The organism is Haloechinothrix aidingensis (genome assembly GCF_013450155.1).
Taxonomy (GTDB): Bacteria; Actinomycetota; Actinomycetes; order Mycobacteriales; family Pseudonocardiaceae; genus Haloechinothrix; species Haloechinothrix aidingensis.
The window spans coordinates 343,226-354,863 of sequence record NZ_JACCKD010000003.1; the positions used below are offsets into that span (position 1 = coordinate 343,226).

The window sequence follows — 11,638 nt, forward strand, 5'->3', positions numbered from 1 at the left end:
GTCCGCCTGGCGGGCTCAGACTCTCCGCTTCAGTGCCCACACCGACAAGGGCGCGAAGACGGCGAGGATGGCTCCCGCCCACACCAGCGACTGGATGACCGGTGCCGCTACGGCGCCGGTGTAGGTGGGCTCGCCGAGCATCAGACCACGGCACGCGTCGGCCAGGATGCTGATCGGGTTGACGTTGACGAAGGCCGGCAGCCAGCCGGGCATGGTCTCGGCGGGCACGAAGACGTTGCTGACGAACGTGAGCGGGAACAGCGCGGTGAACCCGAAGATCTGCACCCGCTCCGGATCCTTGGCCACCACCCCCACCAGGACAGCCACCCAGGAGAAGGCGAGCGCGAACACCAGCAGCAACACAACGGCACCGAGCAGCCCGGCAACGGACGTGCCGAGCCGGAAACCCAGCAGCATGCCGACGCCGAGCACGAGCACGATCGACCAGGCTTGCTTGACCTGGTCCGCTGCGATGCGCCCGGCGAGCGGGGCCCACCGGGCCACCGGCAGCGACCGCAACCGGTCGAAGACACCCTTGGTCAGGTCGGTGTTGAGTCCCTGACCCACGTACAGCGTGACGAACAGCATGTTCATCACGACCATCCCTGGCAACATGAAGGTCAGGTAGTCCGAGGTCGATCCGGCGATCGCACCACCGAACACGTAGGTGAACAGCAGCACGAACATGATCGGCTGGATGCTGAAGTCGCTCATCTCCCACGGGTTGTGGCGGACCTGCACCACGGTGCGCCACGCGAGGGTCAGGCTCTGGCGCAGCCCCTCGACCGGACCGACCCGGGGACTCACCTCGGGGATCGTCGCAGTGGTCATGCCGGGCTCCCTTCCGACTCGTCCTGACTCTCGGCCGGATGCCCGGTCAGGGTGAGGAACACTTCGTCGAGGCTGGAACTGCTCAGCGTGAGCTCGGTGACCACGACCCCTGCCTCGTCGAGCCTGCGCATCACGGCGGGAAGCAGGTGCGGATCGGAGACGGGCACGGTGACAAGGTCGCCGGTGACGTCGGGGCCGACCCCGGCGAGCTCGCCGACCACGGACACGACGGTAGGCAGGTCGGACGACTCGGCCGGCCGTACGGCCAGGCTCTGCCCGCCGGTCTTGGCCTTGAGCTCCTCGGGTGTCCCGGTCGCGATCACCCTGCCCTCGTCGATGACGACGATCTCGTCGGCGAGAGCGTCCGCCTCGTCGAGGTACTGCGTGGTCAGCAGCACCGTCACGCCGTCGGCGACCAGGTTGCGGATGAGCTCCCACAACTCGCTGCGCGCACGGGGGTCGAGGCCGGTGGTCGGCTCGTCGAGGAAGAGCAGCGGTGGCCGGCCGACCAGGCTCGCCGCGAGGTCGAGCCTGCGCCGCATGCCGCCCGAGTAGGTCTTCACCGCACGGTCTGCCGCGTCGCCGAGGTTGAACTGGGCCAGTAGCTCGTGCGCGCGCTGCTTCGCGCGTTTGCGGGGCATGCCGAGCAACCGGCCGATGAGTACCAGGTTCTCCGCCCCCGTCAGTGCTTCGTCCACCGAGGCGTACTGGCCGGTCAGCCCCACGAGCTGGCGTACCTGGTGGGCCTGGCGGACGACGTCGTAGCCACGTACGGTCGCGCGCCCGGCGTCCGGTTGAAGCAGCGTCGCCAGCACGCGCACCGCGGTCGTCTTACCGGCCCCGTTCGGGCCGAGCAAGCCGAGCACCGTACCGGGGCGCACTGCCAGATCGACCCCGTCCAGCGCGGTCGTCTGCCCGAAGCGTTTGACCAACCCCTCGGCCCAGATCGCATGTTCCATGGTCATCGCTCCTCGATTCCGGTCGGTCAGCCCAGCATGCCGGACACCCCCGACACTGCGCGCGCGATTTCGCTCGGTCCGGCGCATGACGACCGGCACGGGCTCGATCCTCGCTGAGAACAACCCTAGATCTTCGAGTTAACTCGAAGTCAACTGCAAAGCGCGCGCACGAGAAAGGCGCGCCGCTCCGAGTCCACGACCCGGGGCGGCGCGCCTTTCTCGTGCGCATCTAACGTTGCGGCGGTGAACCTCCTTGGGGACCTCCCTGGGGGCCTCCCTGGGGACCGCCGGGTGGTGGCTCCTCCCCCTGCTGCGGAGGAGGTCCCTGCGGGCTCTGCGGTTGCGCGAACGGGAACTGCTGACCTTGCGCGCCGCCCTGCTGGGGCGTGCCGAACGAGCCACCGGCCTGCGGCGGTTGTCCGGGCGGCTGGATCCCGAGCTGCTGGGACGCCTCCGGCGGGAGCTGGCTCGGGTCGCCCTTGAGCGCCTCGGCGGCGGCGGACGCGCTCTTGCCTCCTCCGGTTCCACCCGGACCGATCGGGCCACCCACTTCCTTGCGTGCCACGGCCTCGGCCGCGCGCACCGCCTCGGCGACCTCCGGGTCGGTCGTGGTGTCGAACCAGCTCGCGACCTCCTCCTCGTCGAGCTCGGGAGGGCTGGCCTCGTACTCCGGTGGTTCGTAACGGAAGACACCGTCCTCGCCAGGGGTACCGAGGTTGCGTGCGTATCCTTCCAGCGCCTTGCCATACTCGCTGGGGACGAGCCACACCTTGTTCGCGTCGCCCTGAGCCATCTGCGGCAGGGTCTGCAGGTACTGGTAGGCGAGCACCTCGGGCGTGGGCCGTGCGGCCTTGATCGAGGCGAACACCTTCTCGATGGCCTTGGCCTGGCCCTGTGCCTGCAGGTAGCGAGCGGCACGCTCACCCTGCGCACGTAGGATGCTGGACTGGCGCTCGGCCTCCGCGCTGAGGATGGCCGCCTGCTTGGACCCCTCCGCATCGAGGATCTGACCCTGCTTCTGCCCTTCGGCCTTCTTGATAGCCGCCTCGCGATCACCCTCCGCGTTGAGAATCATCGCGCGCTTCTCCCGGTCGGCGCGCATCTGCTTCTCCATCGAGTCCTGAATGGAGGGCGGCGGATCGATGGCCTTGAGCTCGACCCGGGCGACCCGGATCCCCCACCGTCCCGTCGCCTCGTCGAGCACTCCGCGTAGCTGCTGGTTGATCTGGTCGCGGGAGGTCAGTGTGTCCTCCAGGCTCATGCCACCGACCAGGTTGCGCAGCGTCGTCGTGGTCAACTGCTCCACACCGGTGATGTAGTTCGAGATCTCGTAGGTCGCGGCCCGGGAATCGGTCACCTGAAAGTAGACAACCGTATCGATCGACAGCGTGAGGTTGTCCTGAGTGATCACCGACTGCGGGGGAAAGGACACGACCTGCTCACGAAGGTCGACTCGGGAGCGCACCTTGTCGAGGAAGGGAACGAGGAAGTTCAGCCCCGGGGGCGCCACAGTCTTGAACTTGCCCAGCCGCTCGACGACGGCCGCCTGTGCCTGGGGGATGACCATGATCGCCTTGAAGACGACGACCACCACGAAGAGCACGATGACCGCGAGGAGGATGATCGTTGCGGTTCCCAAGTCTCTCTCCTGTGTGTTCAGTTGACTCGCGGGGTAAGCGATGGGTTACGGGCGGTTTCGTACGACAATCCTATGGTCACGGCTCCGCGGACACCACAGCGGTTGCTCCGGATATCTCCAGGACGGTGACGGGTGTGTTGGGCTCGATGACCTGGCCGTCGACGTAGCTGCGGGCGGACCACTCCTCGCCGTTGAGCTTGACCCTGCCCTGCTCGGCGTCAACCGTGGACAGCGTCACCGCCCGCGCACCGACCAGCGCGTCCACATTGGTACGCAAGCCGGGCCCGTGCAGGAAGCGCCGTTTGAGTGCGGGCCGGGCAAGCACGAGCAACCCGATCGAGGTCACCGCGAACACCCCGACAGAGACGATCACGCTGTCGTCCAGGACCATCGACCCCGCGGCCGCCAGCGCCCCGGCCCCCAGCATGATCAGCACGAGATCGCCGGAGAGTGCTTCAGCCGCCAGCAAGGCGATACCGACGATCAGCCAGATCAGCGCACCCATGGTGTCATGCTCTCAGAGAACGCACGGCACTGTGCCAGGTTTCGCGGCCGACGTGATCAACGCGTGACCTTGCTTGCCACCCCCGGCCACCCCCGGCCACGCCGTGCGTCGCACTACCGCCCCGGTGAGACGATCGCCATCGCTCCGGATATCTCCAGGACGGTGACGGGTGTGTTGGGCTCGATGACCTGGCCGTCGACGTAGCTGCGGGCGGACCACTCCTCGCCGTTGAGCTTGACCCTGCCCTGCTCGGCGTCAACCGTGGACAGCGTCACCGCCCGCGCACCGACCAGCGCGTCGACGTTCGTGGGCACGCTCCGCTCGAGAAGGAAGCGCCGTTTGAGTGCGGGCCGGGCAAGCACGAGCAACCCGATCGAGGTCACCGCGAACACCCCGACAGAGACGATCACGCTGTCGTCCAGGACCATCGACCCCGCGGCCGCCAGCGCCCCGGCCCCCAGCATGATCAGCACCATGGAGCCGGACATCGCCTCCGCTGCCAGCAGGGCGATGCCGGCGATCAGCCAGATCAGCGCACCCATCGCCCCATGGTGTCACATGATGATCACGCAGACCCGGTCTCCACGGGGTCGGTGACGAAGTCGATCAACCGTTCCACCGCCCCGATGAGGTCGGGTTCGAGGTCCCGGAAGCTGGTCACGGCGGAGAGGACGCGCTGCCAGCCCTCGTGCGGCTCGCCCCACCCCAGTGCCGCGCACACGCCTTCCTTCCACGGCACCGACCTCGGCACCTCCGGCCACGCCGGTATCCCGAGCGAGGCGGGCTTGACCGCCTGCCAGATATCCACGTACGGGTGACCCGTGACCAGCACATGCGGGTCGCGGACCGCGGCAGCGACGCGGGACTCCTTACTGCCCTCCACCAGGTGATCGACCAGCACTCCGAGCCTGCGGTTCGACGCGGTACCGAAGACCTCGACGTGCTCGTCGAGGCGGTCCACGCCGCGTAGCTCCTCGACGACGACGCCGTCCACCCGGAGGTCGTGGCCCCAGACCCGCTCCACGAGCTCGGCGTCGTGCTTGCCCTCCACCCAGATCCGGGAGTCCCGGGCGGTGCGCGCCCGCAGTCCCGCAACGCGCACCGAGCCCGATGCCGAACGTTGCTCGGTCGCGGCGGAGCGCCCGCGATGCGGCACCAGCGTCACCGGCGAGCCGTCGAGCAGGAACCCGGCAGGCAGGAACGGGAAGACACGCTGGTTGCCGTGCCGGTCCTCCAGCGTGACAGCGCGGCGATCGTCACGTACGACAGCCCCGCAGAACCCGCTCCCGCGCTCCTCGACCACGAGACCGGGCTCGGCCTCGACCTCTGCCGGAGCCGGCTTGCGGGAACGGGACAGGACATCGCGACCGTAGGAGTGAGCACGCACGATCGCCAACCGTACCGGGCAGCCGTGCCCGGTTGCGGCAGGCGCGTGCGCGTGTCCGGTCGTGTGCCGGATCGCCGTGCCTGCCGCCCCGCTTCCCGGACGTCCTACTCGTCGCCGGCGCCGAGCGTGCGCGTCTCCCCGACGGCGAGTGACCACAGGTTCGCCGGGTCGCCCCCGGCTGCCGCCCATTCCTTGCGGACCAGCTGGAGCGGCTCGTCCACCGGCTCCTTGGTCAGGACGAACGTCCCCCAGTGCATGCATGCCATGGTACGAGCGCCGAGGTCGGCGACCGCCCGGACCGACTCTGCCGGGGTCATGTGCACGTAGCGCATGAACCACCGCGGCTCGTACGCACCGATCGGCATCATCGCCACATCGATACCCGGGTACCGCGCGCCGACCTCGGCGAACCTGTGGCCGTACCCGGAGTCGCCCGCGTGGTACGTCCGGGTGCCGTCCGGTGCGGTGATGACCCAGCCACCCCACAACGAGGCACACGTGTCGAACAACCCGCGCCGGCTCCAGTGGTGCGTCGGCGTGAAGTCGAACCGTACACCAGCGATTTCGGTGTGCTCCCACCACTCGAGCTCGGTCACGGCGTGAAAACCGCGTACCCGGAACCACCGCCCCAGCCCGGCGCCGACCAGGATCGGCGTGTTCCTCGGCAACCGGCGCAAGGTCGGCGCGTCCAGGTGGTCGTAGTGGTCATGGCTGATCACTACGGCGTCGATGGCGGGAAGGTCGTTCCAGGACAGCCCCGGCGGCGTCAGGCGAGGCGGCGTACCCGGTAGCCGCGTCGACCACACCGGGTCGGTGAGTACACACAGCCCCCCGACCCGCACGAGATAGCTCGCGTGGCCGATCCAGGTCCAGCTCGCCGCGCCGGGTGGCAGTGGCGGCAGGCCCGTGCGCATCACGGGGATACGGTCGGCGTTGGCGGTCGAGCCGCGGAACCCGCCCTCGCGCATGATCCTGACGAAGTCTCGCGGGCCGGGCAGTGGGGATGTCAGCCTGTCGCGGTACGAGTGCCGTCGCATACCGCTCAGTGTTCCAGGGTTCCTCGCCGTTACGCCGCACGCGTGCCCGGCGTGTGTTCGGGACGCTCCCGCGCGTCGCGGGCTCGGCCGTGCGCCCCGCGGCCGGTGCGGCGTAGCGGCCGGGTAGCAGGCCCTCAGAACAGCGGCCATGGCACGGCCCGGGCGTTGTCGACCGGGACGGGAAACGCTCCCTCCGCGATCAGCGCGCTCGCGCGCGAGCGCACGGCCTCGACCTCCGCCGCGGTCAGGTGCGCCGCCAGCTGCTCGCCGAGGGTGCCGTCGAGGTCGGCGAGCAGCTTACGCAGCTTCTCCACCGCGTCGGCAGGCAGGTCCTCACCGGCCCATCCCCACAACACGGTCCGCAGTTTCGGCTCGGCGTGCAGGCAGATGCCGTGGTCGAGCCCGTACACCTCGCCGTCTGTGCCCTGGACGACGTGCCTGCCCTTGCGGTCCGCGTTGTTGAGGACGGCGTCGAGCACGGCCATGTCACGTACCCGCGGGTGATCGCTGTGGGCGACCACGACGGGCGATCCCCCGCGGTCGTAGGCGTGCAGCACCGTGCGCCAGCCGGGCGGCACCTCGTCGGGACCGAGCACGTCGACGAGCTCGGCCTCGCTGGTGTCGACCCACAGCTGAACCATGCCCGCACCGAGCGGGCCGTCCCGCAGTACCGTCGGTGGGATCGTGCTCAGCTCCGCCGAACACGCGAGCAGGTAGCTCGCCACCTCCCGCCCGGCCAGCGTGCCTTCCGGGAAATCCCACAGCGGCCGCTCGCCACGGACCGGCTTGTACACGGCGGGCGCGCTGATCCCGTTCAGCCGCACGGTGCAGTAGAGCGTGACGTTGGACGCGTCGAGCAGCCTGCCTTCGATCTCCAGGGTGCCGTCGGTGACGAGCTGGAGAGCCTCGGAACCCTGCCACCCGTACACGCTCGGCCTCAGCCCTCGGTGAAGGGGTTGTCCCGCAGGAAACCGTTCTGCCGTGGGCAGATGTGACCTTCGGGATCCAGCGGTTCGTCGCACAGCGGGCACGGCTTGCGGCCCGCGTTGATGACGCGCTCGGCACGCTCGGCGAAGGCGCGGGCGTGCGCCGGGCTGAGGAACACGCGCACGGCGTCGGGTCCCTCCTCGGTGTCGTCGAGCACGATGTTCTCGTCGACCTCCCCCTCGGTGATGGCGAGCAACTCGATAACCACCGAACTGCTCTCGGCGTCCCACCCGAGCCCCATGGTGCCGACCCGGAACTCCTCCTCGACCGGAACGTCGAGAGGGTCGGTGTCGGTGAGCTCCTCCGGTGCCGACGGCGGGACTTCGGTGTCGAACCGGCTGGCGACCTCTTCGAGTAGCGAGGTGAGCCGTTCGGAGAGCACGGTGAGCTGCTGCTTCTCGAGCGTGACGCTGACCTGCTTGGACTCCGAGCTGGCCTGCAGGTAGAACGTGCGCTCACCGGGTTCACCGACGGTGCCGGAGACGAACCGATCGGGATGACGGAAGACGTGGATGACACGAGCCATGGCACCCCCGACCTTAAGCCACGCCCGGTGACTCGGCATCCGCCGCCCCTGGGATCGGCCGTCACGCCGCGAGGGGCCTGGTGTACGGACCGTTCACGGCGGCCCGGGAGCGCCGTACATGCAGCTACGGTTGCGGGTATGCGGCTGAGTGACGAACAGGCCCGCGAGCGGTTCCGGCGGTCCAGGGTGGCCCGGTTGGCGACCGCCGACGCCGAGGCTGTGCCGCACGTGGTGCCGGTGACCTTCGCACTGGCCGGCGGCCGGCTGTGCTTCGCGGTCGATCACAAACCCAAGAGCACGACGATGCTGCGCCGGTTGCGCAACATCGACCAGAACCCACCGGTGAGCCTGCTGGTCGACCACTATGACGAGGACTGGACGTACCTGTGGTGGGCACGCGCGGACGGCACGGCGACGGTCCTGCCCGCAGGCACCGCGAGCGCCGCGCGGGACGAATCGGTCCGGGCGTTGTGCGAGAAGTACGGGCAGTACGCGGGACGCACGCCGCAGGGACCGGTCGTGCGCATCGATGTCAGTCGCTGGAGCGGCTGGTGTGCTTCTTCCCACGCGGCAACGTGACCGACGGCTCCCCGTGCGGCACCCGGCCTGTGATATCCGGCACCGTCCCGCCGCGGCGTGGCCGGGCGGAGGCGAGCGGGGCGGGTCGCGAGATGCCCGTGACCGCACCGCACAGCGCGGGTACGCACTCCTGGGCAGCCCAGCGGACGGCGGTACCGTTGCCGCCGACGCGAACGACCGCCGCTGAGCGCGCCGGATAGCATCATCTCGCGTGCAACAGTCGTATACCCGCTAGCAGGAGAACGTCATGAGCCAAGCTCCCGTCAACGTCACGGTCACCGGCGCGGCCGGCCAGATCGGTTATGCGCTGCTCTTCCGAATCGCGTCCGGCCAGCTGCTCGGCGCGGACACCCCCGTGCGACTCCGCCTTCTCGAGATCCCGCAGGCCGTCAGCGCAGCCGAGGGCACCGCGCTCGAGCTGGAGGACGGTGCGTTCGGCCTGCTGGACGGTGTGGACATCTTCGACGACGCCAAGCGCGCGTTCGAAGGCTGCAACGTCGCCCTGCTCGTCGGCGCTCGCCCGCGCACCAAGGGCATGGAGCGCGGCGACCTTCTCGAGGCCAACGGCGGCATCTTCAAGCCGCAGGGTGAGGCGATCAACGCCGGCGCTGCCTCCGACGTCAAGGTCCTGGTCGTGGGCAACCCCGCCAACACCAACGCGCTGATCGCGCAGGCACACGCGCCGGACGTCCCTGCCGGCCGCTTCACGGCCATGACCCGACTCGACCACAACCGGGCGCTGGCACAGCTGTCCGGCAAGTTGAACACCCCGGTCTCGCAGATCAAGAAGCTCACGATCTGGGGTAACCATTCCGCGACCCAGTACCCGGACGTCTTCCACGCCGAGGCCGCCGGGCGGAACGTCGCCGAGGCCATCAACGACGAGAAGTGGCTGGCCGAGGAGTTCATCCCGCGGGTAGCCAAGCGTGGCGCCGAGATCATCGAGGCTCGCGGCGCGTCCTCGGCGGCGTCCGCGGCGTCCGCGGCGATCGACCACATGCATACCTGGGTGAACGGCACGCCGAGCGATGACTGGACGTCCATGGCCATCCCCTCGGACGGCTCGTACGGCGTGCCGGAAGGCCTGATCTCGTCGTTCCCGGTGCGGTGCTCCGGAGGCAACTACGAGATCGTGCAGGGCCTGGAGATCAACGAGTTCTCGCGTCCCAGGATCGACGCCTCGGTCAACGAGCTCGTCGAGGAGCGCGACGCCGTTCGCAAGCTCGGACTGGTGTGAGGCACGCTGCTGGCGCCCGCTCGCCGGGGTGGGCGCCAGCAGGGCAGGCGACAGCCCTGCTCGGAGTAGCTCGGGTCATTCGGGCCCGGCCGCCGAGCCTCCGGCGCCCCCTCCGACCGCGGCATCGGACCCGGAAGCCGCCCGGTCGGCACGTTCGGCGACGAGGCCGGACACCCCGGCGCCGGTGTCGTTGAGGCGCAGCACGAACGGCCGTAGTTCCGTGTACCGCACGACCGAGAGCGAGCCCGGGTCGACGACCAGCCGTTGGAACAGGTCGAGGTGCATCCCGAGCGCGTCGGCCAGAATAGACTTGATCACATCACCGTGACTGCACAGCAGCCACACCGCCGATTCCCCGCCTTCGGCGGTGAACCTGCTGTCATGGGTGCGAACGGCCTCGACCGCCCGGTGCTGGACATGTGACAACCCTTCCCCTCCCGGGAACCGGGCCGCGGACGGGCGGGCCTGGACGACCCTCCACTGCGGCTCCTCCTGCAGCTCGGTGAGCGAGCGCCCGGTCCAGTCCCCGTAGTCGACCTCGTTCAGACCGTCGTCGACGACCGGATCGATGCCGCGTGCCCGAGCCAGCGGCCCGAGCGTCTCCGCACAGCGCAGCAGGGGGGAGCGTACGATCCCGGAGAGCTCGACGCCCGCGAGGCGCCCGACCAGATCGGCGGCCTGCCGCCTGCCCGTGTCGTCGAGGTCGACGTGTGACGTCCGCCCGGCAAGCACGCCCGACCCGTTGGCGTCGGATCGCGCGTGCCGCAACAAGATGACGGTACCCACACCACCAGCGTAGTCACCCGTGCCGAGCGAAATCGCCACGCGTCCCGACCAGCCGTCGTGGCCGTCACCGGATCAGGCGAGATCCCGCGCCTCGCGGCCGGCGCACCCTCCGGCGCGCCGCTGAGCGTGATCGTCGATAAGCTCACCGCCATGGAACTGCGAGCTCTCGGCGGGTCGGGTCTGCGGGTATCCAGGATGGGGCTCGGCACCCTGACCTGGGGCGGTGAGACCGGCAGCGAGGAGGCGGCCGACAAGCTCACCGCGTTCGTCGAGGCAGGCGGGACCCTGGTCGATACCGCGGACGTGTACAACGACGGCGCCGCTGAGGAGATCCTGGGCTCGTTGCTCGGCGATCACGTCTCCCGCGACAGCATCGTGCTGGCCACCAAGGCGGCCGCGCGCCGCGCAGGGGGGCCGTTCGGTGGCGGGGCCTCGCGAGGCGCGCTGCTCGCCGCGCTCGACGCGTCGTTGCGCAGGCTCGGGACCGAGCACGTCGACCTGTGGCAGCTGCACGCCTGGGACAGCGGGGTACCGCTGGAGGAAACGCTCGGGGCGCTGGACGCCGCGGTGTCGTCCGGCAGGGCCCGGTACGTCGGGGTGTGCAACTACGCGGGCTGGCAACTGGCGACCGCTGCCGAGCGCCGCCGTGCCGCGAACCCGGCGAGTCCGATCGTCTCGGCCCAGATGGAGTACTCCCTGCTCGAACGCGGTGTGGAGCGGGAGCTCGTCGCGGCCGCGGAGCATCACGCGATCGGGCTACTGCCGTGGGCTCCGTTGGGGCGGGGCGTGCTGACGGGGAAGTACCGGTCGGGGACTCCCGCCGACTCGCGCGGGGCCTCGGCGCGGTACGCGGCCTATGTGGAGCATCACCGCACCGAGCGGGCGGCGCGGATCGTCCAAGCGGTCACCACGGCAGCGGACGGTCTCGGAACGTCGCCGCTGGCGGTCGCGCTGGCGTGGGTGCGTGACCGGCCGGGAGTGACCGCGCCCATCGTCGGCGCTCGGGACACCGGTCAGCTCAACGGGGCGCTGCGGGCCGAGGAGATCGTGCTGCCCGCCGAGATCCGCTCGGCATTGGACGACATCAGCGCCATCGAGCTGGGCTACCCGGAGCAACACTGACACCGCGACCTGTGCGCGACCGTGTCACGGCCGTGCGGGATGC

Annotated in this window: 13 protein-coding genes; 3 read left to right on the forward strand and 10 right to left on the reverse strand. The window is 69.8% G+C overall.

Annotated elements, in window-relative coordinates; genetic code table 11:
• Window positions 1-15: 15 nt before the first annotated feature.
• The 9 genes from H0B56_RS09980 to H0B56_RS10020 form a co-directional block, all read right to left on the reverse strand.
• Window positions 16-831 carry an ABC transporter permease gene (locus H0B56_RS09980; RefSeq protein ID WP_180892698.1) on the reverse strand — a complete coding sequence of 272 codons (816 nt, stop codon included), beginning with the start codon at window positions 829-831 and terminating at the stop codon, window positions 16-18.
• Window positions 828-1,790, reverse strand: a complete 963-nt coding sequence (locus H0B56_RS09985) for an ATP-binding cassette domain-containing protein (protein ID WP_180892953.1) — start codon at window positions 1,788-1,790, stop codon at window positions 828-830. Before H0B56_RS09985 ends, H0B56_RS09980 begins: the two co-directional genes overlap by 4 nt.
• Window positions 1,791-2,019: 229 nt before the next feature.
• On the reverse strand, window positions 2,020-3,429 hold the full coding sequence (locus tag H0B56_RS09990; RefSeq protein WP_425484520.1) for an SPFH domain-containing protein: 1,410 nt from the start codon (window positions 3,427-3,429) through the stop codon (window positions 2,020-2,022).
• A 76-nt stretch (window positions 3,430-3,505) separates the two neighbouring features.
• Window positions 3,506-3,934, reverse strand: a complete 429-nt coding sequence (locus H0B56_RS09995; RefSeq protein ID WP_180892699.1) for an NfeD family protein — start codon at window positions 3,932-3,934, stop codon at window positions 3,506-3,508.
• A 113-nt stretch (window positions 3,935-4,047) separates the two neighbouring features.
• Entirely contained in the window at window positions 4,048-4,476 is a 429-nt protein-coding gene (locus tag H0B56_RS10000) for an NfeD family protein (protein WP_180892700.1), read from the reverse strand.
• Window positions 4,477-4,499: 23 nt separating this feature from the next.
• A complete protein-coding gene (locus tag H0B56_RS10005; RefSeq protein ID WP_180892701.1) occupies window positions 4,500-5,321 on the reverse strand; it encodes a DUF3097 family protein in 822 nt (273 codons plus the stop codon).
• Between the two features lie 104 nt (window positions 5,322-5,425).
• Window positions 5,426-6,358: an MBL fold metallo-hydrolase gene (locus H0B56_RS10010; RefSeq protein WP_219632554.1), complete on the reverse strand. Its 933-nt coding sequence runs from the start codon at window positions 6,356-6,358 to the stop codon at window positions 5,426-5,428.
• 134 nt (window positions 6,359-6,492) lie between these two features.
• On the reverse strand, window positions 6,493-7,287 hold the full coding sequence (locus tag H0B56_RS10015) for an SCO1664 family protein (RefSeq protein ID WP_180892703.1): 795 nt from the start codon (window positions 7,285-7,287) through the stop codon (window positions 6,493-6,495).
• An 8-nt stretch (window positions 7,288-7,295) separates the two neighbouring features.
• On the reverse strand, window positions 7,296-7,871 hold the full coding sequence (locus tag H0B56_RS10020) for a DUF3090 domain-containing protein (protein ID WP_089302730.1): 576 nt from the start codon (window positions 7,869-7,871) through the stop codon (window positions 7,296-7,298).
• A gap of 138 nt (window positions 7,872-8,009) precedes the next feature.
• Between H0B56_RS10020 and H0B56_RS10025 the strand changes: the two genes are divergently transcribed.
• Window positions 8,010-8,450 carry a TIGR03668 family PPOX class F420-dependent oxidoreductase gene (locus tag H0B56_RS10025; protein WP_180892704.1) on the forward strand — a complete coding sequence of 147 codons (441 nt, stop codon included), beginning with the start codon at window positions 8,010-8,012 and terminating at the stop codon, window positions 8,448-8,450.
• A gap of 247 nt (window positions 8,451-8,697) precedes the next feature.
• Window positions 8,698-9,687: a malate dehydrogenase gene (locus H0B56_RS10030; protein WP_180892705.1), complete on the forward strand. Its 990-nt coding sequence runs from the start codon at window positions 8,698-8,700 to the stop codon at window positions 9,685-9,687.
• A gap of 75 nt (window positions 9,688-9,762) precedes the next feature.
• On the opposite strand, the gene H0B56_RS10035 is transcribed toward H0B56_RS10030, so the two are convergent.
• Window positions 9,763-10,473, reverse strand: coding sequence for an MSMEG_4193 family putative phosphomutase (locus tag H0B56_RS10035; protein ID WP_180892706.1), 711 nt, complete (start codon window positions 10,471-10,473; stop codon window positions 9,763-9,765).
• A gap of 150 nt (window positions 10,474-10,623) precedes the next feature.
• Between H0B56_RS10035 and H0B56_RS10040 the strand changes: the two genes are divergently transcribed.
• On the forward strand, window positions 10,624-11,595 hold the full coding sequence (locus tag H0B56_RS10040; RefSeq protein ID WP_180892707.1) for an aldo/keto reductase: 972 nt from the start codon (window positions 10,624-10,626) through the stop codon (window positions 11,593-11,595).
• The last annotated feature ends 43 nt before the right edge of the window (window positions 11,596-11,638 follow it).

What these genes read in the sequence shown, in the direction of transcription:
- H0B56_RS10020 (WP_089302730.1), bottom strand. Translation starts at nt 7,871, where the DNA reads ATGGCTCGTGTCATCCACGTCTTCCGTCATCCCGATCGGTTCGTCTCC.
- H0B56_RS09980 (WP_180892698.1), bottom strand. Translation starts at nt 831, where the DNA reads ATGACCACTGCGACGATCCCCGAGGTGAGTCCCCGGGTCGGTCCGGTC.
- H0B56_RS10030 (WP_180892705.1), top strand. Translation starts at nt 8,698, where the DNA reads ATGAGCCAAGCTCCCGTCAACGTCACGGTCACCGGCGCGGCCGGCCAG.
- H0B56_RS10040 (WP_180892707.1), top strand. Translation starts at nt 10,624, where the DNA reads ATGGAACTGCGAGCTCTCGGCGGGTCGGGTCTGCGGGTATCCAGGATG.
- H0B56_RS10000 (WP_180892700.1), bottom strand. Translation starts at nt 4,476, where the DNA reads ATGGGTGCGCTGATCTGGCTGATCGCCGGCATCGCCCTGCTGGCAGCG.
- H0B56_RS10010 (WP_219632554.1), bottom strand. Translation starts at nt 6,358, where the DNA reads ATGCGACGGCACTCGTACCGCGACAGGCTGACATCCCCACTGCCCGGC.
- H0B56_RS09995 (WP_180892699.1), bottom strand. Translation starts at nt 3,934, where the DNA reads ATGGGTGCGCTGATCTGGCTGATCGTCGGTATCGCCTTGCTGGCGGCT.
- H0B56_RS09985 (WP_180892953.1), bottom strand. Translation starts at nt 1,790, where the DNA reads ATGGAACATGCGATCTGGGCCGAGGGGTTGGTCAAACGCTTCGGGCAG.
- H0B56_RS10025 (WP_180892704.1), top strand. Translation starts at nt 8,010, where the DNA reads ATGCGGCTGAGTGACGAACAGGCCCGCGAGCGGTTCCGGCGGTCCAGG.